Annotated in this window: 22 protein-coding genes; 16 read left to right on the plus strand and 6 right to left on the minus strand. The window is 60.8% G+C overall.

The annotated features are described in order from the left end of the window. The first annotated feature begins 80 nt into the window (after positions 1–80). Positions 81–950: a glycosyltransferase family protein gene (locus INS80_RS04520; protein WP_192964485.1), complete on the plus strand. Its 870-nt coding sequence runs from the start codon at positions 81–83 to the stop codon at positions 948–950. A gap of 20 nt (positions 951–970) precedes the next feature. Here INS80_RS04520 and INS80_RS04525 read toward each other — a convergent pair whose 3' ends face one another. Continuing rightward, positions 971–1,768: a phytanoyl-CoA dioxygenase family protein gene (locus INS80_RS04525; protein ID WP_192964486.1), complete on the minus strand. Its 798-nt coding sequence runs from the start codon at positions 1,766–1,768 to the stop codon at positions 971–973. A 98-nt stretch (positions 1,769–1,866) separates the two neighbouring features. Here INS80_RS04525 and INS80_RS04530 point away from each other — a divergent pair, with 98 nt between their 5' ends. Further along, positions 1,867–2,799, plus strand: coding sequence for a LysR family transcriptional regulator (locus INS80_RS04530; RefSeq protein WP_192964487.1), 933 nt, complete (start codon positions 1,867–1,869; stop codon positions 2,797–2,799). On the opposite strand, the gene irrA is transcribed toward INS80_RS04530, so the two are convergent. Then, positions 2,764–3,180 (minus strand): iron response transcriptional regulator IrrA, encoded by a 417-nt coding sequence (gene irrA, locus INS80_RS04535; RefSeq protein WP_192964488.1) that lies wholly within the window; start codon positions 3,178–3,180, stop codon positions 2,764–2,766. The two genes, INS80_RS04530 and irrA, sit on opposite strands and share 36 nt — an antisense overlap. Before the next feature lie 214 nt (positions 3,181–3,394). Here irrA and fabA point away from each other — a divergent pair, with 214 nt between their 5' ends. The 4 genes from fabA to INS80_RS04555 all read left to right on the plus strand — a co-directional run bounded on the left by fabA (position 3,395) and on the right by INS80_RS04555 (position 7,593). Then, a complete protein-coding gene (fabA, locus tag INS80_RS04540) occupies positions 3,395–3,904 on the plus strand; it encodes a bifunctional 3-hydroxydecanoyl-ACP dehydratase/trans-2-decenoyl-ACP isomerase (RefSeq protein WP_192964489.1) in 510 nt (169 codons plus the stop codon). Between the two features lie 275 nt (positions 3,905–4,179). Next, the gene (locus INS80_RS04545; protein WP_192964490.1) at positions 4,180–5,430 is read left to right on the plus strand and encodes an AAA family ATPase; all 1,251 of its coding nucleotides are present in this window, start codon (positions 4,180–4,182) and stop codon (positions 5,428–5,430) included. Positions 5,431–5,565: 135 nt separating this feature from the next. Further along, on the plus strand, positions 5,566–6,795 hold the full coding sequence (gene fabB / locus INS80_RS04550) for a beta-ketoacyl-ACP synthase I (RefSeq protein ID WP_192964491.1): 1,230 nt from the start codon (positions 5,566–5,568) through the stop codon (positions 6,793–6,795). Between the two features lie 6 nt (positions 6,796–6,801). Beyond that, positions 6,802–7,593, plus strand: a complete 792-nt coding sequence (locus INS80_RS04555) for an enoyl-ACP reductase FabI (protein ID WP_192964492.1) — start codon at positions 6,802–6,804, stop codon at positions 7,591–7,593. Positions 7,594–7,670: 77 nt separating this feature from the next. Here INS80_RS04555 and INS80_RS04560 read toward each other — a convergent pair whose 3' ends face one another. From INS80_RS04560 to INS80_RS04570, 3 genes are all read right to left on the minus strand, one after another. Next, the gene (locus INS80_RS04560; protein ID WP_192964493.1) at positions 7,671–8,294 is read right to left on the minus strand and encodes a hypothetical protein; all 624 of its coding nucleotides are present in this window, start codon (positions 8,292–8,294) and stop codon (positions 7,671–7,673) included. 60 nt (positions 8,295–8,354) lie between these two features. Further along, positions 8,355–9,419 carry an NAD(P)H-dependent flavin oxidoreductase gene (locus INS80_RS04565; RefSeq protein WP_192964494.1) on the minus strand — a complete coding sequence of 355 codons (1,065 nt, stop codon included), beginning with the start codon at positions 9,417–9,419 and terminating at the stop codon, positions 8,355–8,357. 372 nt (positions 9,420–9,791) lie between these two features. Further along, positions 9,792–10,220: an FKBP-type peptidyl-prolyl cis-trans isomerase gene (locus INS80_RS04570; RefSeq protein WP_192964495.1), complete on the minus strand. Its 429-nt coding sequence runs from the start codon at positions 10,218–10,220 to the stop codon at positions 9,792–9,794. A gap of 303 nt (positions 10,221–10,523) precedes the next feature. On the opposite strand from INS80_RS04570, the gene INS80_RS04575 reads away from it, so the two are divergent. The 10 genes from INS80_RS04575 (at position 10,524) to INS80_RS04620 (ending at position 20,126) form a co-directional block, all read left to right on the plus strand. Then, on the plus strand, positions 10,524–11,210 hold the full coding sequence (locus INS80_RS04575) for a haloacid dehalogenase type II (protein ID WP_192964496.1): 687 nt from the start codon (positions 10,524–10,526) through the stop codon (positions 11,208–11,210). Between the two features lie 30 nt (positions 11,211–11,240). Beyond that, the gene (locus tag INS80_RS04580; RefSeq protein ID WP_192964497.1) at positions 11,241–12,077 is read left to right on the plus strand and encodes an alpha/beta fold hydrolase; all 837 of its coding nucleotides are present in this window, start codon (positions 11,241–11,243) and stop codon (positions 12,075–12,077) included. Next, positions 12,074–13,051, plus strand: a complete 978-nt coding sequence (locus INS80_RS04585; protein WP_192964498.1) for a threonine ammonia-lyase — start codon at positions 12,074–12,076, stop codon at positions 13,049–13,051. The genes INS80_RS04580 and INS80_RS04585 overlap by 4 nt, the downstream gene beginning before the upstream one ends. Before the next feature lie 83 nt (positions 13,052–13,134). After that, positions 13,135–13,926: a 3-oxoadipate enol-lactonase gene (gene pcaD, locus INS80_RS04590; RefSeq protein WP_192964499.1), complete on the plus strand. Its 792-nt coding sequence runs from the start codon at positions 13,135–13,137 to the stop codon at positions 13,924–13,926. Next, the gene (locus INS80_RS04595; protein WP_192964500.1) at positions 13,919–14,629 is read left to right on the plus strand and encodes an alpha/beta fold hydrolase; all 711 of its coding nucleotides are present in this window, start codon (positions 13,919–13,921) and stop codon (positions 14,627–14,629) included. Before pcaD ends, INS80_RS04595 begins: the two co-directional genes overlap by 8 nt. Before the next feature lies 1 nt (position 14,630). Beyond that, positions 14,631–15,971 (plus strand): class-II fumarase/aspartase family protein, encoded by a 1,341-nt coding sequence (locus tag INS80_RS04600; protein ID WP_192964502.1) that lies wholly within the window; start codon positions 14,631–14,633, stop codon positions 15,969–15,971. A 90-nt stretch (positions 15,972–16,061) separates the two neighbouring features. Next, positions 16,062–17,261, plus strand: a complete 1,200-nt coding sequence (locus INS80_RS04605; RefSeq protein WP_192964504.1) for a TCR/Tet family MFS transporter — start codon at positions 16,062–16,064, stop codon at positions 17,259–17,261. Positions 17,262–17,354: 93 nt separating this feature from the next. Next, positions 17,355–18,449 carry a Zn-dependent alcohol dehydrogenase gene (locus tag INS80_RS04610; RefSeq protein ID WP_192964506.1) on the plus strand — a complete coding sequence of 365 codons (1,095 nt, stop codon included), beginning with the start codon at positions 17,355–17,357 and terminating at the stop codon, positions 18,447–18,449. Between the two features lie 30 nt (positions 18,450–18,479). Continuing rightward, positions 18,480–19,712 carry a mandelate racemase/muconate lactonizing enzyme family protein gene (locus tag INS80_RS04615; protein ID WP_192964507.1) on the plus strand — a complete coding sequence of 411 codons (1,233 nt, stop codon included), beginning with the start codon at positions 18,480–18,482 and terminating at the stop codon, positions 19,710–19,712. Positions 19,713–19,841: 129 nt separating this feature from the next. Further along, positions 19,842–20,126, plus strand: a complete 285-nt coding sequence (locus INS80_RS04620) for an ArsR/SmtB family transcription factor (RefSeq protein ID WP_192967184.1) — start codon at positions 19,842–19,844, stop codon at positions 20,124–20,126. 247 nt (positions 20,127–20,373) lie between these two features. Here INS80_RS04620 and INS80_RS04625 read toward each other — a convergent pair whose 3' ends face one another. Continuing rightward, positions 20,374–21,222, minus strand: a complete 849-nt coding sequence (locus INS80_RS04625) for a fumarylacetoacetate hydrolase family protein (RefSeq protein ID WP_192964508.1) — start codon at positions 21,220–21,222, stop codon at positions 20,374–20,376. Positions 21,223–21,255 lie beyond the last annotated feature (33 nt).

The following is a 21,255-nucleotide window of genomic DNA, read 5'->3' on the forward strand; positions in this document are numbered from 1 at the left end:
AGGGGAATGACGCCGCTTGCAATGCGCGCGCTGATACTCGATTTTGGGGGCAAATGCCAGAACGGCAGGAGCAGCACCCCGTGACCTACCCCACCCTTGACGACTTTCTCAGACAACAGCGCGCGCGCCTCGTAAAAGGACCGGTTGCGTTGGTGTTCGTTGAGGACGCGGTCGAGGTCGCCAGCACCCTGCGCCATCACCTGCAAAGCGGTTTTGACACCGTCGTCGCCTTCATGCCTGATACGATTGAATTGCCTGAGGCGGTTTCGGCCAAGGTGCATCGTGTCTCCTTTGACTGCGGCATTGCCGAAAGCGTGTTTGACGCAATCAATCAGGTGATCCGCAGCGCCTCTCCGGGATGCTGGCTCTATTACTGCTACAACGCTGAATTCCTGTTCTTTCCCTTCTGCGAAACACGCTCTGTCCCGGAAATGCTGCGCTTTCACACCGAAGAAAAACGCGCCGCCATGCTGACTTATGTGATCGACCTTTACGCGGGAGACCTTACAGAGCACCCCAATGCAGTGGCGCTGGATGATGCCTATCTGGACAAATCCGGCTACTATGCCCAAGCTCGCTACCTTGGCACGAAAAGCACACCCGAAGAGCGCCAACTGGACTTCTTTGGAGGCATGCGATGGCGCCATGAAGAACATATCCCGCATACCAGCCGAAAAATCGACCGCATCTCCCTGTTTCGAGCCAGCGCCGATCTGGAACTGCTGCCCAACCACACATTCAACGTGCCGGAGTACAACACCTACGCCTGCCCTTGGCATCATAACCTGACGGCGGCGATCTGTTCGTTCCGCACTGCCAAAGCCCTGAAGCGCAATCCCGGCTCGTCTTTCGACATCAAGACCTTCCGCTGGCATAACTCAGTGCCGTTCGAATGGCACTCACAGCAGCTATTGGATCTTGGCCTGATGGAGCCGGGGCAGTGGTTTTGATGCAAGCCCCCTTTAATCCATTACCGCTGCAACAGCACCGGGAACCAATCCTCGCGCAGGCGCTGACCCGGCTGCATGTCGTGGCCCGGATAGGGCGGAGATGTACGGCCCGGGCGCTCCACGTATCGCGCATCCTCCCCAACCAGCCTCAGGGAAAAGGCGCGGCGGCGCTGGCTTGAGGTATTGCCGCGTGCGCCATGCAGGGTGCGATAGTTGAAGGCCACCGCATCGCCCGGCTCCATCTCCCATTCCAGAACCCGCATTCCTTCGGCATCGGGGTCAGGCACGGGTATGTACTGGCCTTCATCCGGGAAGAACCCCTCTTCCGAGACCCAGCGAGTGGGCAGCACTTCCTTTTCCCAGGCGTGAGATCCCGCCACACAGCGAAGCGAGGCCTCGCGCACAGGATCGAGCGGCGACCAGAAGCTGATCGTCTGCTGCCCTTCGACAAAGTAATAGGGGCCGTCCTGGTGCCAGGGTGTCGCCATAGAGGTTCCCGGCTCCTTGACCAGCACGTGGTCGTGGAACATCTGCACATAGTCTGACTGCATCAGATCGGCGGCAATTTCAGCCACCGGGGAGGCATGTATCGCCTCCTCAAATTCAGGGATGCGGGTCCAGTTGCAGTAATCGTCAAAGAACCGACCCGTCTGCCCCGGCTTTTCGTTGTTCGATGCGTAGGGACCTGGCGCCTGCATGTTTGCCTCGACCCCGGCGCGCAGCAGCTCAACCTGATCCGCAAACAGCCCGCGCACAAGCACGACGCCATCGCGTTGAAACTGCTCGACATGCTCTTGCGTGATGAGAGGGTGGACCATTGCTGCCTCCGCTACTGAATATGGAAATCCGGTGGATCAGTCCTGCCGCGTAGCAGTCATAGTTTCAAATCATATATTTTTAAGCTACCCTTTACTCTATGTTATATTTGACTCTGCGCCACTACGAATATGTCTGCACTGTCGCCCGCCATGGCAGCCTGTCAGCCGCCGCAGCAGCAGTGCACGTCAGCCAGCCTGCGCTTTCTGCCGCGCTTAGCCGGATTGAGGATCATTTGGGGTATGCACTGTTCCGGCGCCGACGGGGCTCAGCTCTGGCGATGACGCCCCAGGGACGGGCGTTTGCGGAAAAGGCCCAGGGACTTCTTGCGCAGGCAGCCCTGCTGGAGGATCCAAAAGGCGCAAGCTCTGGAACGCATCATCTGACGTTGGTGTGTTTCTCCGACCTTGCGCCATTCTTGCTGGCCCCTGCCCTGAAGACGCTGCGCCAGGCCTTGCCGGACGTGAAGATCAGCCACAGGGCCTGTGGCTTCGATCCTCTGATCGCTGCCCTGTCCGGGGGCGAGGCGGATCTGGCCATCACTTATGATCTTGGGCTGGATGCAGGGTTTAGCAGAGCGGTGCTGCATCGCCTTGCCCCACATGCCCTGGTGCCGCCCGACCACCCGATATCAGGCCGCGGTGGTATTTCATTGGCCGAACTGGCCGCCCACCCGCTGGTTTTGTCGCAGGAAGGGCTTTCGGTACAGCACATGCTGGGGCTGTTCAAGGCTCACGGGTTGGTGCCACGGATCGCGCAGCGGGCCGACTCGCTGGAGCTTTTACGCAGTCTGGCAGCCAATGGCGAAGGGGTAGGCATCAGTTACAGCCTGCCACCCGGCGGGACCAGTTATGACGGCAAAGCGCTGTGCGCGGTCCCAGTTACGGATACCAGCGCAGAGGAACCGGTCATTCTGGCAGCTCCTGAAGGCGTCCCAGAAGCCTCGCCCGCGCATCGGGCGCTCGAGAGTCTCAAGAAAGTCCTGAGCGCAGAGCGTTCAACGCTTACGCAAGCGGATCACCACGTCGACTGAGGCAATCTCCATACCCTCGGGAGCGTCCGGCAGGCTCTGGATCACCAGCTGGTCCGAAGGCGCATCGGTGACGCGGCCATCCTGTTCCCAGTAGTAATGCGGGTGATCATGGGTGTTGGTGTCGAAATAGCTTTTCGACCCGTCCACGGTGATTTCCTGCAAGACCCCCGCGTCGCAAAAGGCGCGGAGCGTGTTGTAGACGGTGGCCAGAGAAACAGCATCGCCCCTGTCCTTGGCCGCTTCAAACAGGCTTTCGGCGGTGACATGGCGGTGCTTGCCGTCCCCGACCAACAGCTCAGCCAGCGCCACCCGCTGTCGGGTCGGCCGCAGTCCGGCCCGTCCAAGCCATTTGGTTGCCAGATCTTCGCTAATTGGCGTCATGTGCAGATCCTGCCTCGCGTTGCTGACTGTATATATAGGGCCATTGACGCATCGTTTTCAAATGGACTCCCGTTAGAATGCCATTCGCCCCCTTTGCTGCGACCCCGTGTCCCGGCGCGCGCCACACGGCGCACAAGGCTTGCAGGACCCTTTGGCGCGGTGCTACAGGAGGCCAGCTAGACAACCGACACACGAAGGCAGGAGAACCGCCAGCATGGCCGATTACCCGAGCAGCTTTGACAAAGACGACTTGCTGAAATGCGCCCGAGGCGAGCTGTTCGGCCCCGGCAACGCCCAGCTGCCCGCCCCGCCCATGCTGATGATGGACCGCATCACCGAGGTGAGCGCGGATGGCGGCGCCCATGGCAAGGGTCACATCCTGGCCGAGTTCGACATCACCCCGGACCTGTGGTTCTTTGACTGCCACTTCCCCGGCAACCCGATCATGCCCGGCTGTCTGGGTCTTGACGGTCTGTGGCAATTGACCGGCTTCAACCTTGGCTGGCGCGGCTGGCAGGGGCGCGGCTATGCGCTGGGTGTGGGCGAGGTCAAGCTGACCGGCATGGTGCGCCCCGACCGCAAGATGCTGACCTACAAGGTGGATTTCACCAAGGCCATCCAGACCCGCCGCCTGACCATGGGCGTCGCCGACGGCATCGTGGAAGCCGACGGAGAGGTGATCTACCAGGTCAAGGACATGAAGGTCGCCCTCAGCGAAAGCTGATTTGAGGCGCAGCCAGTCAAGAAGATCAGGAGGCCCCGCGGGGCCTCTTTTTTGTTTAGGCATGTAACAGGTTGTCTTCGCCGCGCATAGCATCCCGAGGATTAGGCTTTGATCACCGAACACACCGCGTTTTTGAAAAGTAACGATTGATGCCTTTGGTGAAGTGCACCTGCATTCAAATTACACCTAGCCATGAAATAAATGCGTGCACGGAGCTTTGTGTATTGATATCAAAGACACTATCCTCGAGACACATGAGAACGTAGGTTGGATTTATGTCATTTTTTAGCGGCAAACCAAAACCAGAAGAAGTATTCACACCACGATCAGCCAGTGTTAATTCTCGCCTCTACATACCAAGGCCTGACCTTGAAGCAGAGCTTTCTGACGGCTTACTAGAAAGCCAACACTTAATAATATTTGGCGAAAGTGGAAACGGAAAATCATGGCTCTATAAGAGTGTTTTTGAAAAAGAAGATGTTTTTTATGAGGTGGTAAATCTCGTCCAAGCATCAGCGCTCGGGTCTCTCTCAGCCGCATTTGAAGACAAGTTATCTCGGCAAGAACTGCTGGAGAAAGAAGAGTATGAGCTTTCTAAATCGGGTGGCGTAAAGCCTTCTGGTGTTGGCGTGGATTTCGAAGGCACATGGAAGTATGTCAAAGGGAAAAAAGAACCATTTGAAAAACTGCTTGCATACATTCGAAAAATGGCAGGCAAGAAAAAGGCGGTTGTTGTATTTGACAACTTTGAACAGGTCGCAGGTGACGCAGCCATTTGTAAAGCGATCTCAAATTGCGTTGTGCTTTTAGATGATCCCACCTACGCAGAATATAATGTAAAAATTGTAATCGTCGGCACACCAGCCGGGATCGACGAAAAGCTAGCAAAAACCGGAAATGTCCAAACAATATCAACTCGCCTGAAGGAAATTCCTGAAGTCGAAAGAATGACAGCCAGAGAAGCAAAGGCCCTAATGAGCCTTGGACTAGAAAGCATTCTTAAATTAGAGGTTCTTGGAAACAAAGAGGTTTTCTACGAAAGGATGCTTAGGGTCACAGATCGAATAGCACTTGAACTCCAAGAGCTTGGCCTAAAAATTGCAAGAGAGGCCGAAAGAAAAGGTGGAAAAATTGATCAAATCGTATTTGATCGCGCAGTCTTGAAATGGGCGAGAAACTCGATCCGAGCGAATTGCGCGATTGTTTCAGCGCGCCTAAACTCAAAAGAAACAAAGGCAGCAAGAAGGAACCAGTGCATTTACGCATGTGGCGAAATTGAAGTGGACAGGTTTACCTACAGAGATGTCGAGGACAAAATTAGAGAACTTTTCCCAGAGACCACAAACGGTATCTCATTGAATGTTTCGGGAGAACTCACCAGACTGGCTAAGGGCGAGAACCCCCTCCTACGACGCCTCCCACATGAAAATGCGTACAGGCTATCCAGCCCTAAGATACGAATGGCAATACGTACGATGCTATCAATTGAGCGTGGAAAAGTAGTCCGGAAAGTTGCTGAACTATAGGCTAGCTTTTGCATTCGACACCATATGGCAAACAGAAGCTGCGAGCATTGATCGTCGGCGAGCCACCACCCAACCCATCTTGCACCCATGCCCTGCACGGCCTAGTAAGGCACAAGGTATCAAGGGAGTGCATCTATGCGTCGCGTTGTCGTCACCGGTCTGGGGATCGTCTCCTCGATCGGCAACACTGCCGAAGAGGTTCTTGCCTCGCTCAAAGCCGGGAAATCCGGCATCGTCGCCAGCCCCGAGATGGCCGAGCACGGCTTTCGCAGCCAGGTGGCCGGGACGCTGAAGATCGATCCGTCCGAACATGTGGACAAGCGGACCCTGCGGTTCATGGGCCCCGGTGCCGCCTATGCTCATATCGCCATGCAACAGGCCATCGCCGATGCGGGCCTCACCGAGGATCAGATCGTCAATGAACGCACCGGTCTGGTGGCTGGCTCTGGCGGGCCGTCCACCTCGGCCATGCTGACGGCGCATCAGACCGTGCTGAAAACCGGCGCAACCAAGCGGATCGGGCCGTTTGCGGTGCCGAAATGCATGTCCTCGACGATTTCCGCGAACCTTGCCACCGCCTTCAAGATCAAGGGGATCAACTATTCGATCACCTCGGCCTGCTCCACCTCGCTGCATTGCATCGGCAACGCGGCCGAGCAGATCATGATGGGCAAGCAGGACGTGATGTTCGCAGGTGGCGGCGAGGAACTGGACTGGACCCTCTCGTGCCTGTTCGACGCCATGGGCGCGATGTCCTCGAAATACAACGACACGCCCGAGAAAGCCTCGCGCGCCTTTGATCAGGACCGCGACGGTTTTGTGATCTCGGGCGGCGGCGGCATCGTGGTGCTGGAGGATCTCGATCACGCGCTGGCACGCGGCGCCAAGATCTATGCCGAGGTGACCGGCTTTGCCGCCACATCCGACGGGCACGACATGGTCGCCCCCAGCGGTGAAGGCGGCGAGCGCGCCATGCGTCTGGCCCTGTCGACCCTGCCCGAGGGGCGCAAGGTTTCCTATATCAACGCCCACGGTACCTCGACGCCCGTTGGCGATGTGGGAGAAGTCGAAGCCGCCCGCCGCGTTTTTGGCGCAGGCAAGGTGCCGCCGATCTCCTCGACCAAATCGATGACCGGCCACGCGCAGGGTGCTGCCGGCGCGCTGGAGGCGATCTTCTGCCTTCTGATGCTGGACAATGATTTCATCACACCTTCGATCAACGTCGAAACCCTTGCCGAAGGGATCGAACCGGATGAGGTTGCCACCGCTTGCGTCGAAAACGCAGGGCTGGACAGCGTGATGACAAACAGCTTTGGCTTTGGGGGCACCAATGGCTCCATGGTCCTGAGCAAATACAAGGGATAAGCGCGCATGTCCGGACAGTTGAGCGGCAAACGGGGCCTGATCATGGGCGTTGCCAACGAGCGTTCCATCGCCTGGGGCATTGCCAAGGCGATGGCGGACGCAGGCGCCGAGCTGGCCTTTACCTATCAGGGTGAGGCCTTTGGCAAACGGCTGGAGCCGCTGGCGGCCTCGGTGGGCAGCGATTTCATGGTCGATGTGGATGTGACCGACGATGCCTCGCTTGATGCGGCTTTCGAACAGCTGGGCGCGCGCTGGCCGACGATCGATTTCCTGGTGCACGCGATTGCCTATTCGGACAAGTCAGAGCTAACGGGGCGCTTCATCAACACCAGCCGCGCGAACTTCAAGAATTCCATGGATATCTCGGCCTATTCCTTCATCGAGGTGGCGCGCCGCGCCTATCCGATGATGCAGGAAAACGGCGGCACGCTTTTGACGCTGACCTATGGCGGCTCGAACCGGGTGACCCCGAACTACAACGTCATGGGCGTGGCCAAGGCGGCCCTGGAAAGCGCAACCCGCTATCTGGCCAATGACCTTGGCCCTGAAGGCATCCGCGTCAATGCAATCTCGCCCGGCCCGATGAAAACGCTGGCTGGCGCAGCCATTGGCGGCGCGCGCAAGACCTACAAGCACACCGAGCAAAACGCCCCCATGCGCTCGAACGCAACACTTGAAGCGGTGGGCGGTACCGCCGTCTACCTGGCCTCTGATGCCGGGGCCTATACGACCGGCGAGATCATCCGCGTCGATGGTGGCTTTCATATCCTCGGCATGCCGCAGCAGGAAAACCTGTAAGACACTGCTCTCAGACGATTGCGATTACGGGCGTCTCAGTAGGGCGCCCTTTTCTTTTGCTATGGTCAATAGTCAGATCAGGTCTGATCCTGCCCCGCATCTGCCGCGGCACCCTGATCCTTCTCCTGCACCTTGCGGCGGGAGCGCGCGAGGGCAGCCTGAAACCCCTCGCCATCCCCGAATTCGGAGAACTCGGCATAGCGGGCATGCGCCCCTTCGACACGGGCGGCATGTTTGATAGGGCACCAATAGGCCTCGGTCCGACTGGCCACCTCGCGCACCCAGGCGATCACCCCGTTGCAGTAGCCACAATAGACGCAGTTCAGCTTTTGCACCCAGTTGAGATAGGCCAAATGCTGCCGGTCCATGCGGATGTAATCGCCCTGGGGCACCTTGGGGATTCCGTAGACCGGGAAACAGGCGGCCTGGTAGATGATAACGAACAGATGCAACAGAACGAAGGGAATGATCAGGCTGTAGATGAAGGGCGCCGTCAGCAACACCATTGGGCGCGTATAGGCGAGAAAGCGCAGCCAGCGAATCCTCAGAGCCCGGTGTTGGCGCCGCGCCTCTTCCTCCCAGACGATGCGTCCGTTTTCCAGCTTGTACCGGAAAGCAACGCGTTTCTCGGCGATTTCCTCTTCCAGCTCGTCCTGAAGGGTCCGCATCCGCGCCAGAAGGTCGTCCATTCGCGTGCTCATACTCTATCCTCCAGACTTGCGCGGATCACCCCGGATCGCGCCCCTGCACCCTGTGCCATTCTATGCCGTTGCGGCCCGCCATTCGTCGATCAGCACATTCATGATGTCTACGGCAGAGCCGGTACGGGCGCGCGGCGCGCCTGTCCCGGCCCACTGCGCTCCAAAACCTGCTACTCCCGCCGATTTGGCTGCGGCGTTGAGAGCCTTTCCCGCATCATATGCGATCGGGTAATCGGGCGGTACAGCTTCGGCAGTCTCAGTTGCCCAGGCAGTAAACTCATTGGCCAGGCAACGCGCGGGACGACCCGATATGGCCGCGGTCATCGTCGTGTTTTTCGCGGCACCCGAATGCAGCGCAGCGCGGTATCCCGCATCGGCAAGGCTCTCGTCGCAATCAATGAAGGCGGTTCCCAGTTGCGCGGCCACAGCGCCAAGGCTCAGGGCTTTGGCAATATCCCCCCCATCCATCAGCCCACCAGCCGTGACAACGGGGATATTTAGCTCGCCCACGAGGATCCGTGTCAGGTCAAGGGCGCTGAGGCGCGCATCCTCTGCATCCGCATCGAAAACTCCCCGGTGGCCGCCCGCCTCCCAACCCTGCGCCACCACGGCATCAATGCCTGCAGCAGCAATGGTTCGTGCTTCCGCAAGGGACGTGGCCGTTGCCATCAGGGCGATACCCACATCCTTCAACGCTCTGATAACGTCCGAACCGGGCACACCAAAGTGAAAGCTGACGACTGCAGGTCGCTCCGCAAGCAACATCTGCAACATCCGCATATCGACAAGGAAGCTGGTATATATCTCTGAGAGAGTGCTCGGCGGAGAAGCGCCAAAGCTCTCAAATACCGGCGCCATCAGATTGAGCCAATCAGTCTCTCGGGCGGGATCGGGCTGAGCTGGCCTATGACAGAAGACATTGACATTGAATGGGCGGTCCGTCAGCGCGCGGGTCTGCCGGATCATTTCCCTCGCCTTTTCGACACCGGAGGCACCAATGCCAAGCGCACCGAGTCCGCCTGAATTGCTGACCGCGGCTGCCATGGCAGGAGAGCTGACGCCCGCCATGGGCGACTGACAGATCGGAACGGTGACCCCCAGTGTGTTGATCAGGTCCTCAGGCATATTGCACCCCTTTCCTCGTGAACAGGAAAGCTGTTGCCCCCGGGCAGTGCAAGGAAGAAATCCGGTGCGCTTCCGAGGCAGTGACTCCCAACCGCCGCAAAGCCATCAATGATGGCCCTGCTCACGTTGGGCCTGCCAGCGCGCTTTGCGTGCTGCCGCCCTGATCGAGATCGGGACAACAGCAGTAAAACTGTCGCGCCGCGGATGCAGATGCGGCCCGCCCAAGATGCGATTTTGGCCAATGCCACAACTCGTTTCAGCGCCCCGATTGCGCCGCGCAGCGGCGCTACGCCCAACCGACAGTGGACGGATCCTTGATCCGGCGTCTTCGGGCGGGAGCTCCAACGCCGCACCCGCTCCTGTCTTTCGCGATCAGTTGATCGAGACCAGTTCAATGTCGAAAATCAGATCCTTGCCAGCCAGCGGATGATTTGCATCCAGCGTCACCGTCGCCTCATCGGCTTCGACAACTGTTACCGGCAGAATCTGCCCTTCCGGGGTCTGCATCTGCAGCTGGGTGCCCGGCTCAAGCGGAATATCGTCCGGGATTCCTTCGCGTGGGATGGCCTGACGCGCATCAGGGTTGGATGGCCCGTAGGCGTCTTCGCAGGCGATCTCCAGAGTCTTCTTGTCGCCAGCGACCATCCCCGGCAGACCGGCATCCATGCCGCCGATCACATGACCCGCGCCAACGGTGAATTCCAGCGGATCGCGTCCCTCGGAGCTGTCAAAGACGGTGCCATCCGTCAATCGTCCCGTGTAGTGGATGCGCACGGTATCGCCGTTCTTTACTTCGGTCATGAGACCTCCAGATCAAGCTTGGGTTTTAAAGGGCGCGACCCTACAGGTTCAGTCTGCAATGTAAACCCGAAGTCGCCCCCATGGTATACTGCGACCGAAAGCACAGAAAGCCGAAGCGCCCGAACGACGTTTCGTAGATCCTTTCAATCTTCATGTGCCGATAATCCCAAACGCAGCGCTCAGGTTGTGCGGGCCAGATCCTAGCCCCATATCGCTCCTGCGCTAACAGGATTGTGACCCATACAACTTTGCACTTTTGCAATGGCTTCCTCCTGTGACAGTGTTGCGGCAACGGAGGACCCCATGCCCATCACAACCTGTGTTTTCGATGCCTATGGCACGCTATTCGATGTCGCCGCCGCCGCGCGCCAAGCTGCAACTGAACCCGACTTCCCGCAGTTGGCCAACAAATGGGCCGAGCTCGCGGGGCACTGGCGCCTGAAGCAGTTGCAATACACCTGGCTGCGGGCCGTGACCGGCGCCCATGCGGATTTTTGGGAGGTCACGCAGAACGGGCTGGACTGGGCGCTTGAGGCAACCGGCCTTGCCGGTGATGCCCCCCTGCGGAAGCGCCTTCTGGCGCTTTACTGGGAGCTTCAGGCCTACCCGGAGGTGCCGAAGATGCTCACCCAGCTGAAAGAGGCCGGTTTCAACACCGCGATCCTCTCCAACGGCTCCCCCGGCATGCTGGAGGGCTGCGTGCAATCGGCCGGAGTGGGCGCTGTTCTGGACGATGTGCTGTCGGTTGAAAGCGTCGGCGTGTTCAAACCCCACTCCAGCGTCTATGACCTTGTCGGCGAACGCTTCTCCTGCGCGCCTTCTGAGGTGCTTTTTGTGTCGTCGAACGGCTGGGATGCGGCTGCGGCCACGGGATACGGGTTCGAGACGGCATGGGTGAACCGCGCCAGTGAGCCGATGGACCGCCTGCCCTGGTCGCCGAAGCATGTCCTCAGCGATCTGACCACGATCCCGGATATCGCCAAAGGCTGACCCTCAGCTTCAAAGGAGCTCATCGCACAGATGCCGCACTTCACCACCACGGACGGGCTGTCGCTCCATTACACCGATACCGGGAAGGCAAGCCCCCTGCCGCTGATCTGCCTGCCGGGCCTCACCCGCGACGGGCAGGATTTTCGCTATTTCGCACCGCACGCTACGCGCTATCGCATGATCACACTGGATGCGCGCGGTCGAGGACGGTCCGATCATGATACCAATATCGCCAACTACAACGTCATGCGCGAGGCGCAGGATGTTACCGAACTGATGGATCACTTAGGCCTGGAACAGGCGGCAATTCTCGGTACCTCGCGTGGGGGGATGGTGGCCATGGTTCTGGCCGCCACCGCGAAGGAGCGTCTTTGCGCCGTGTTGCTGAACGATGTGGGGCCGGAAATCCCGCAAGACGGCATTGCCCGCATCATGGAATACGTGGGCCGTCGCCCCGCCGCCAAGACCCATGACAAGGCTGCCGAAACACTGGCCGCCCTGATGGCGCCCGCCTTCCCGGATGTGCCTCTCACACGTTGGCGCGAAGAGGTAGAGGTTTTTTACGACGAAACGCCGGATGGCCTAAGCCTGCGCTACGATACCCGCCTGCGCGATGCGCTGCTGGAGCAGTCCAAGGTGGGCCCACCGCCCGATCTGTGGCCCCTGTTCATGGCGCTTGAGGGGCTGCCCTGCGGCGTGATCCGGGGCGCCAACTCGGACGTGCTGAGCCATGAAACCTTCCTTGAGATGCAGCGCCGCCTACCGGACTTGAAGGCTGTAGAACTCAACAACCGCGGCCATGTTCCGTTTCTTGACGAACCCGCTGCGCTTTCACTTATTCATTCCCTATTGGACCAGATTAAATGACTTCCATTGCCATGATCGAAGCCGCCGCCGAGCGGATCAAAGGCCACGCCCGCAAAACACCTCTTCTGTCGTCCCCCTTCCTGGACGAGATCGCGGGACGCCGCCTGCTGGTCAAGCCCGAGTGCCTGCAGCACACAGGATCCTTCAAGTTCCGCGGCGGCTGGGCGGCGCTGTCGGCGATGGAGGAGGAAGCCCGCAAACGCGGCGTGATCGCCTATTCCAGCGGCAACCATGCCCAGGGCGTCGCTGCGGCGGCAAAGGCCCATGGCGCACCAGCTGTGATCATAATGCCCGCCGATGCGCCACAGCTGAAGATCGACAACACCCGCGCGCTGGGGGCCGAGGTGGTGCTTTATGACCGGGTCGGTGGTGAAAGCCGCGAAGACCTGGGAGATCACTATGCAACAACGCGCGGCCTCACGCTGGTCAAACCTTATGATGAGCCAGAAGTGATCGCAGGCCAGGGCACCGTCGGCCTTGAGATCGCCCAGCAAGCCGCCGCAGAGGGCATCACCTCGGGCGACGTTCTGGTCTGCTGTGGTGGTGGTGGCCTCACCGGTGGTGTCGCACTGGCGCTGGAGGCGCGCGCTCCAGGTCTGCGCGTGCGCCCGGCTGAACCTCAAGGTTTTGACGATGTGACCCGCTCGCTGCAAAGCGGCCAGATCGAAAGCAACGCGGCCACCTCTGGGTCGATCTGCGACGCCATCCTGACACCGGCGCCAGGGGAGATCACCTTTCCGATCCTGTCGCGTCTTTGCGGTCCTGGCATTGTCATCACCGAAGAGGAGGCGCTGCGTGCCATGGCGCTGGCCTTCCTGCGACTGAAAATTGCGGTGGAACCGGGCGGCGCGGCAGCGCTTGCGGCGGCGCTTTTCCATAGCGACCAGATCGAAGGGGACGCAGTGATCGCGGTGGCGACCGGAGGCAACGTGGATCCCGATATGTTCAAACGCGCACTAGACTTCTGCGTCTGAGCAGACACCGGGCGCCCCGCTCGCTTTACCTTCCCTTACGTTCGCGGATATGGTGCGCCGGATACGTGACGGGGAGAAATATCATGCAAATCGCGGATCTGGGCGATGTCCAGCTGCACTATCGTGTGGACGGGGACCCAAACGGTGCACCCATCGTTTTTGCCAATTCGCTGGGCACCGACCTCAGGGTCTGGGACGCGGTGGTGGAGCGCCTGCCTGCAGGCCTCAAGGTGATCCGCTATGACAAGCGCGGGCATGGGTTGTCCACGGTGCCTGCCGCGCCCTATTCCATGGGCGCGCTGGTGCGCGATGCCGAGCGACTGCTGGATCATCTCAATGTGCGCGACTGTGTGTTCGTCGGCCTGTCCATCGGCGGCATGATCGCCCAGGGGCTGGCGGTGAAACGGCTTGATCAGGTGCGCGCACTGGTGCTGTCGAACACCGCCGCCAAGATCGGCACCGCAGAAATGTGGCAGGAGCGGATCAAAGCGGTCGAGGAGCAGGGCATCGAAGCCTTGGCTGACAACGTCATGGAACGCTGGTTCGCCAAGGAGTTTCGCGCCAAACCCGAGCTGACCCTGTGGCGCAACATGCTGGTGCAGCAATCGCGCGCGGGATATGCGGGCTGCTGCGCGGCTATTGCGGGCACCGATTTCTACACGCCCACCAGCGGCTTGCGCCTGCCCTGCCTCGGCTTTGCCGGAGCCGAGGATGGCTCCACCCCGCCCGATCTGGTGCGTGAAACCGTCGATCTGATCCCCGGCTCGCAGTTCCACCTGATCCGCCGCGCGGGCCACATCCCTTGCGTCGAGAAACCCGATGAATACACCCAGCGGCTGACAACCTTCCTCAAGGAGATCGGACACATTGGCTGACTTTCTGCTGATCCACGGATCCTGCCACGGCGCCTGGTGTTGGCGCGACCTCATTCCCGCCCTTGAGGCGCGCGGCCACAAAGCCCGCGCCATCGACCTGCCCGGGCACAACGACGGGCGTGACCTCTCCAGCGGGACGCTGGAGGAAACCGCCGAGGCGATCCTCATGGCCGCCGGGCCGGACACGATCGTGCTGGGCCACTCCTGGGCCGGCTATCCGATCTCCGCCGCCGCAGAAAAGGACCCGAGTCGCCTGCGTGGGCTGATCTATCTCTGCGCTTACGTGCCGACCTCGGGCCTGTCGATGATCGACATGCGCAAGCGCGGACCGCGCCAGACCCTGGCCCATGCGGTGATCAAGGACGAAGACAGCAACAGCTACACCATCGACCGCGCCGAAGTTCCGCGCCTGTTCTACCACGACTGCCCGGAGGAAGCCGTCACTTACGCGCTGGAGCGCCTTTGCCCGCAACCGATCCGGCCACAGGACACGCCGCTGACCATCGGCAGCAACTGGGAGAGCACCTCCAAGGCCTATATCCGCTGCGCGGGTGACCAGACCATCCCGCCCGAATACCAGGCCGATATGGTAAAGGACTGGCCCGCGGAGCGCCTGCACGTGATGGAGACCTCCCACTCTCCTTTCTTCGCCGCGCCGGACGCGCTGGCGGATCTGATTACCCGGATCGAAAAGGATCTCTGACATGGCCGGATCGGTATTTGACAGCCAGCTATACGGCGATCTCTTTCCCGCTGGCGATGTGGGCCGCCTGTTCAGCGACAGCGCCGAAATCCGCGCCATGCTGCTGGTCGAAGGCGCCCTGGCCAAGGCCCAAGGCGCCGCAGGCGTTATCCCCGAGATCAGCGCCGCCGCCATTCAGCGTGCGGTGATGGAGGTCGCGCTCGACCCCGGCGCGCTGCGCAAGGCCACGGGCCAGAACGGCGTGCCCGTGCCCGCGCTGGTCGCCGCCCTGCGCAGCGAGATGAATGCGCCGGAACATGCGCAATACGTCCACTGGGGCGCTACCTCGCAGGACATCATGGACACCGGGCTGATGCTGCGCTTGCGTCAGGCCTTGGCCGCCATCGAGGCCGATCTGAAGGCTGTGCTTGGCGCTTTGTCGGCGCTCGCCCGCGCCCATGGCGAACTGCCGATGCCCGCCCGCACCTATGGCCAACACGCAACGCCCACCAGTTTCGGCGCCGTTGTCGCCGCTTGGGGCGCTCCGCTGATCGCATTGTTGGAAGAGCTGCCGACCTTGCGCCAGTCCTGCCTTCTGGTCTCGCTCTCGGGCGCAGCCGGAACCGCAGGAGCACTAGGACCCAAGGCGCCGGACCTGCGCGCTGCGCTGGCCGAGGGGCTGTCGCTGAGCGATCCCGGACGCAGCTGGCATACGGACCGCAGCCCGGTTACGCGCATTGCGGACTGGCTGGTGCGCGTGAACATCACTCTTGGCAAAATGGGCGAGGATTGCATCGCACTGGTGCAGACTGGCATTCAGGAGATCCGCCTTGGCGGCGCCGGCGCATCATCGACCATGCCGCAGAAACAGAACCCGGTGGCGCCCTCGGCGCTGGTCGCACTGGCGCGGCAAGGATCGGGACTACTCACGGTTCTGCACGGGGCCTCCATGCAGCAGCATCAGCGCGATGGCGCCGCCTGGTTTACCGAATGGATGTGCCTGCCGCAGATCGTGCTGGGCGCTGCAAGTGCTGCCACCACGGCAAAGGCGCTTGCCGCCGGGATCACGCCCAACGCGGATGCCATGGCCGCAGCACTGGACAGCGGGCTCGACATGATCCATGCCGAGGCGCTGAGCTTTGCCCTGACCGAAACCCTGCCCCGCCCAGAGGCACAAGCGGCCGTGAAACGGCTCTGCCTTGAGGCCAATGAGAGCCAGACACAGCTGGGCGCCCTGGCTGCACGGGAATTCCCTGATCTGGATACCAAAGCCCTGTTCGATCCGACCCGGCAACTGGGACATGCCCCTGCGGAAGCCTTGCGTTTTGCAGAAAAAGCCGCCGAAGTCTGCGGCAAGGAATAACCGGGCAAGAGGCAGCAATATGCGGCGCGGGATAGACGGTTTGAGAACAGGTTTGACCCGCTCCGTGACACGTACGGCGGGTGGGTTTTGATGCGCCTACCGCTGATCTTTGTGCTAACCACGGTTATGATTGATGCCATGGGTATCGGTTTGATCATGCCCATCATGCCCAGCCTGATTGTCGAGGTGCAAGGCGGATCACTCGCGGATGCCGCGATCTGGGGCGGAATCCTCAGCACCGCCTTTGCAGTGATGCAGTTCCTGTTCAGCCCGGTTTTGGGCTCCTTGTCCGACGCGGTGGGGCGTCGGCCTGTCCTGCTGATCTCGCTCTTCGTGATGGCCCTCGATTATCTGGTGATGGCGCTTGCCGGGTCGCTTTGGCTTTTATTGATCGGGCGCATCGTGGGCGGGATAACGGCGGCAACCCATTCCACCGCGGGCGCCTATATCGCTGATATCTCTAAACCCCACGAAAAGGCCGCCAACTTTGGACTTTTGGGCGCCGCATTTGGTGCGGGTTTTGTGCTTGGCCCGCTGATCGGCGGCCTTTTGGGAGAGATGGGCACCCGCGCGCCGTTTTATGCCGCTGCAGCACTTGCTGCGCTGAACTTTACCCTTGGCTGGTTCGTGATGCGCGAGACAGTCACCGACGAGACCCGCCGCGCCTTTGACTGGCGTCGCGCCAACCCCTTTGGCGCCTTTCGCGCCATGGCGCGCATTCCGGGCATCGCGCCGCTCTTGTGGGTCTATTTCCTCTACTCGGTGGCGATCTATGTCTATCCCGCGATCTGGTCCTATTTCAGCGCCGAGCGTTTCGGCTGGCAGCCCCAGATGATCGGACTGTCGCTGGGTGTCTACGGGATTTGCATGGCATTGGTGCAGGGCTGGCTCCTGCGCCATAGCGTCCGGTGGGTCGGAGAGCGCGGCACGGTGCTTTGGGGACAGGTGTTCGATTTCATGGCCTTTGGCGTTCTGGCCTTCATCGCCAGCGGCACGCTTGCCTTGGCGCTGATCCCGATTTCCGCACTCGGGGCACTGGTGCAGCCTGCACTGCAGGGGATCATGTCGCGCACGGTGGCAGACAATCAGCAAGGCGAGCTGCAGGGTGTGATGACCTCTGTGCATGCGCTGGCGATGATCGTTTCTCCGCTGATGATGACCGCAACCTTTGCCCACTTCACCCGCGATGGCGCAGCGATTTACCTCCCCGGCGCCCCATTTCTTGTAGCGCTCGTGTTGATGATCATTGGCTGCCTCGTCTTTGTGCGCACCACGCGTTCCGCTACGTAAAACTGCCTTCCACATCCCGCTTTCCCACTTGCAGCACGCGTCTGTCCGCGCCACCGTGCAGACAGATACGCCTGGCAACCGGGAGAAAGCGCCATGCAAACCATCAAAGCCGCCGTCTGCCGTGAATTCGGTCAACCCCTCGTCATCGAAGACATCCTGATCGCCGACCCGCGCATGGGCGAGGTCGAGGTGACCCTGGACGCGGTCGCAATCTGTCACAGCGACATCTCCTATGCCGAGGGCGCCTGGGGCGGTCACCTTCCGGCCGTCTATGGCCACGAGGCGGCCGGCAAAATCACAAAGGTTGGCGATGGCGTGAACGGCTTTGCGACGGGCGACAGCGTTGTGGTCACCCTGATCCGCGCCTGCGGCACCTGCCCAAGCTGTGCCGGCGGCAAGCCGACGATCTGTGAAACACACTATGACGGAGTGAAGAACGGCCCGATCAAAACCGCCGACGGCAGCCCGCTGGAGCAGGCCATGGCCTGTGGCGCCTTTGCCGAAAAGGTGGTCGTGGATCAGCGTCAGATCGTGAAGATTCCCGAAACCATGGGTAAGGAAGTCGCCGCGCTGATCTCCTGCGGGGTAATCACTGGCGTTGGTGCGGCTGTTAATGCCGCGGGCCTGCGCGCTGGACAGGATGTGGTGGTGATAGGCGCGGGCGGCGTGGGTCTCAACGCCATCCAAGGCGCGCGCATTGCCGGTGCCCGCCGGATCGTGGCCGTCGACATGAGCGAGGAAAAGCTGGAGGTCGCCAAGGAGTTCGGCGCCACCCATGGCGTCCTTGGCACACAGAAATCCCCCTGGCGCGCCTCCTACAAGGCGCTGGGGGGAAAGGGGGCCGATGCGGTTCTGGTAACCGTGGGGGCCATTCCCGCCTATGAACAGGCTGTGCGTTATCTGGGCCGGGGCGGCAAGGCGGTGATGATCGGCATGCCGCACTCGGGTGCCAAGGCGGAGTATGAACCCGTCGTGATGGCCGCCATCGGGCAGGGACTTGTCGGCTCCAAAATGGGCGATGTCGTGATTCAGCGAGACATTCCCTGGATGATCGATCTTTATGAACAGGGCCGTCTGAAACTGGACGAGCTGATCTCGGGACGCTGGAGCCTTGACCAGATCAACGAGGCGATTGCAGACACCAAGACCGGCTCTGCCCGGCGCAACGTGATCCTGTTCAACCGCTGACCGGCTGCGTGCAGCCCGAAGGAGCCCCCGATGAAGCTGCAGGACCTCGACATCATCGTGACTGCCCCGCCCGCTCCCGGATGGGGCGGGCGCTACTGGATCCTGGTCAAGTTGACCACCGACACCGGGATCACCGGCTGGGGCGAATGCTATGCCGCCTCGGTTGGCCCGGACGCCATGTGCCATGTCATCCGCGACGTCTTTCACCGCCACATGGAGGGGGAGAACCCGGAAAACATCGAACTGATGTTCCGCCGCGCCTATTCTTCTGGCTTTACCCAGCGGCCCGATCTAACAGTGATGGGTGCCTTTTCGGGGCTTGAGATCGCCTGCTGGGATATCCTCGGCAAGGATCGTGGCCGCCCGGTTCATGCGCTGATCGGCGGACGGATGAACGATCGCATTCGCGCCTATACCTATCTCTACCCCCTGCCCCAGCACGAGATCTCTGCCTTCTGGACCTCACCAGAAATGGCCGCCGAAAGCGCTGCCGAAATGGTGCGTCAGGGCTACACGGCAGTAAAGTTCGATCCGGCAGGCCCTTACACCCTGCGTGGTGGTCACATGCCCGCGATGAGCGACATCAGCCAATCCATCGCCTTTTGCAAAGCCATCCGCGGAGCGGTGGGGGACCGCGCAGACCTGCTCTTTGGCACACATGGGCAGTTCATCACCGCAGGCGCAATCCGGCTGGGCCAGGCAATCGCGCCCTACCAGCCCCTATGGTTCGAAGAGCCGGTTCCCCCCGATTCCGTAGGCCAGATGGCACGCGTGGTTTCGGGTCAACCGGTGCCCGTGGCCACGGGTGAGCGCCTGACCACCAAGGCCGAGTTCGCTCCGATCCTCCGCGAAGGGGCGGCCAGCATTCTGCAACCGGCGCTAGGGCGCGTTGGCGGCATATGGGAAGCCAAGAAAATCGCGGCCATGGCCGAGGTCTATAACGCGCAAATGGCGCCGCATCTTTACGCCGGACCGGTGGAATGGGCTGCGAACATACACCTGGCGGCCTCAATCCCGAATATCCTGATGGCCGAAAGCATCGAAACTCCTTTCCATGACGCATTGATCAAAGGGGCGATCCGGGTCGAAGGAGGCTTTATCACACCACCGGATGCACCGGGCCTCGGCATCGAAGTCGACGAGGATCTTGCCCGCGCACACCCCTTTTCCGGCGACGATCTGCACCTAAATATGCAGGAGGCGCCCTGTGACTATGTGAACGGCAATTCCTTCGCCGGTGGCGCGCCGCCGCTGCCCGAATAGGCGTTGCGGCAGCGCGGCTTGTGCGAGCGGGGCAAAATAGTGCATTATGTGCCGCAAGCTCTAGCGCAGGACTTTCGACCCGTGACCATTCAATCCCCCGATACGATTTCGCCGGATACGCCGATCGATATGGCGCAGCGTGCGACCGAAGCTGCGGCATTCCTCAAGACGCTGGCCCATGAAGGGCGGCTGATGATTCTTTGTCACCTTGGAACCGGTGAAAAGTCCGTCGGGGAGCTGGAGGCGCTGCTCGGCATGCGCCAGGCCGCGGTCAGCCAGATGCTGGCCCGGTTGCGCGATGAAGAGCTGGTCGCCACCCGGCGTGAGGGCAAGACGATTTTTTATTCGTTGAAGGACACAAATACCGAAGAGATCATTTCTCTTCTCTATCGCCAGTTCTGCGGCGGTGAGTGACCTCTCCTGAGTGGCCTTTGACCGGCCCTCAAAAGCACGACCAATCGTCAAACTGCATCGAAGCCGCCTTGCAGTCAGCAAAGCGCTCTCGTGCCTGTCCCCTTCTTTGCCTGCGGCAAATCCCCGAAATCAGCCCTAGGCCCAGCGCGGCTTTGCCGCGCCAGGCCCAACTGGCGAAGGGCAGTCTTTGACTGCCCGGAGACGGGCGGGAGCCTACCCCCGCTGGCCCATTGAAACCGCGGCTGGGTTAGCTGTCCGCCCGCAGGTTTTGGCGCTGTCGACCTAGGCCTTCGATTTCCAGCTCCATCACGTCACCGGGCTTTAGGTAAACCGGATCGGGCTTCATCCCCATGCCAACGCCCGGAGGCGTGCCTGTGGCAATCACATCGCCCGGATGAAGGGTCATGAGCTGACTGAGATGGGAAATGATCTGGGCCACGGTAAAGATCATCTTGCCGGTGTTGCCCGTCTGCATGCGCTTTCCGTTCACATCACAGGACAAAGCCAGGTTCTGCGGATCCGCGACCTCGTCCCGTGTCACCAACCACGGGCCAATGGGGCCGAAGGTGTCACAGCTCTTGCCCTTGGTCCATTGCCCGGTCAGCTTGATCTGAAAATCGCGTTCTGAGACATCATTGATGACGCAATACCCCGCTACGTGATCCAGGGCCTCGGCCTCGGTGACGTATTTCGCAGCCGTACCAATGACGACGCCCAGCTCCACCTCCCAGTCCGTAGCGGTGGAGCCACGCGGAATCACCACATCATCATTGGGGCCGGCGATCGCCGAGTTGGCCTTCATGAACAGGATGGGGTGCTCGGGGATGGGCATGCCTGCCTCTTCGGCATGATCAGAATAGTTGAGGCCGATGCACAGGAACTTGCCTACCCCACCAACGCAGGGCGCCAGATCGATGTCGCCATCCACTGCCGGCAATGACGCCGGATCCAGCTCAGCCAAACGGGCCAACGCCGCGTCATCCAGTACCTCGCCCGAGATATCCGCAATGTGGCCGGACAGATCACGTACGATCCCGCCATCATCCATCAGCCCCGGGCGCACCGCGCCCTCCATTCGATATCGCAGCAGTTTCATGGCTGCCTCCCCTCTTTCGCTTGTCTTGGAATC

The organism is Phycobacter azelaicus (genome assembly GCF_014884385.1).
Lineage (GTDB): Bacteria > Pseudomonadota > Alphaproteobacteria > Rhodobacterales > Rhodobacteraceae > Phycobacter > Phycobacter azelaicus.

Excerpts from the sequence above, each read along its gene's own strand:
- INS80_RS04525 (WP_192964486.1), bottom strand. The coding sequence starts at position 1,768 with ATGGTCCACCCTCTCATCACGCAAGAGCATGTCGAGCAGTTTCAACGC.
- INS80_RS04530 (WP_192964487.1), top strand. The coding sequence starts at position 1,867 with ATGTTATATTTGACTCTGCGCCACTACGAATATGTCTGCACTGTCGCC.
- irrA (WP_192964488.1), bottom strand. The coding sequence starts at position 3,180 with ATGACGCCAATTAGCGAAGATCTGGCAACCAAATGGCTTGGACGGGCC.
- fabA (WP_192964489.1), top strand. The coding sequence starts at position 3,395 with ATGGCCGATTACCCGAGCAGCTTTGACAAAGACGACTTGCTGAAATGC.
- INS80_RS04545 (WP_192964490.1), top strand. The coding sequence starts at position 4,180 with ATGTCATTTTTTAGCGGCAAACCAAAACCAGAAGAAGTATTCACACCA.
- fabB (WP_192964491.1), top strand. The coding sequence starts at position 5,566 with ATGCGTCGCGTTGTCGTCACCGGTCTGGGGATCGTCTCCTCGATCGGC.
- INS80_RS04555 (WP_192964492.1), top strand. The coding sequence starts at position 6,802 with ATGTCCGGACAGTTGAGCGGCAAACGGGGCCTGATCATGGGCGTTGCC.
- INS80_RS04560 (WP_192964493.1), bottom strand. The coding sequence starts at position 8,294 with ATGAGCACGCGAATGGACGACCTTCTGGCGCGGATGCGGACCCTTCAG.
- INS80_RS04565 (WP_192964494.1), bottom strand. The coding sequence starts at position 9,419 with ATGCCTGAGGACCTGATCAACACACTGGGGGTCACCGTTCCGATCTGT.
- INS80_RS04570 (WP_192964495.1), bottom strand. The coding sequence starts at position 10,220 with ATGACCGAAGTAAAGAACGGCGATACCGTGCGCATCCACTACACGGGA.
- INS80_RS04575 (WP_192964496.1), top strand. The coding sequence starts at position 10,524 with ATGCCCATCACAACCTGTGTTTTCGATGCCTATGGCACGCTATTCGAT.
- INS80_RS04580 (WP_192964497.1), top strand. The coding sequence starts at position 11,241 with ATGCCGCACTTCACCACCACGGACGGGCTGTCGCTCCATTACACCGAT.
- INS80_RS04585 (WP_192964498.1), top strand. The coding sequence starts at position 12,074 with ATGACTTCCATTGCCATGATCGAAGCCGCCGCCGAGCGGATCAAAGGC.
- pcaD (WP_192964499.1), top strand. The coding sequence starts at position 13,135 with ATGCAAATCGCGGATCTGGGCGATGTCCAGCTGCACTATCGTGTGGAC.
- INS80_RS04600 (WP_192964502.1), top strand. The coding sequence starts at position 14,631 with ATGGCCGGATCGGTATTTGACAGCCAGCTATACGGCGATCTCTTTCCC.
- INS80_RS04605 (WP_192964504.1), top strand. The coding sequence starts at position 16,062 with ATGCGCCTACCGCTGATCTTTGTGCTAACCACGGTTATGATTGATGCC.
- INS80_RS04610 (WP_192964506.1), top strand. The coding sequence starts at position 17,355 with ATGCAAACCATCAAAGCCGCCGTCTGCCGTGAATTCGGTCAACCCCTC.
- INS80_RS04615 (WP_192964507.1), top strand. The coding sequence starts at position 18,480 with ATGAAGCTGCAGGACCTCGACATCATCGTGACTGCCCCGCCCGCTCCC.
- INS80_RS04620 (WP_192967184.1), top strand. The coding sequence starts at position 19,842 with ATGGCGCAGCGTGCGACCGAAGCTGCGGCATTCCTCAAGACGCTGGCC.
- INS80_RS04625 (WP_192964508.1), bottom strand. The coding sequence starts at position 21,222 with ATGAAACTGCTGCGATATCGAATGGAGGGCGCGGTGCGCCCGGGGCTG.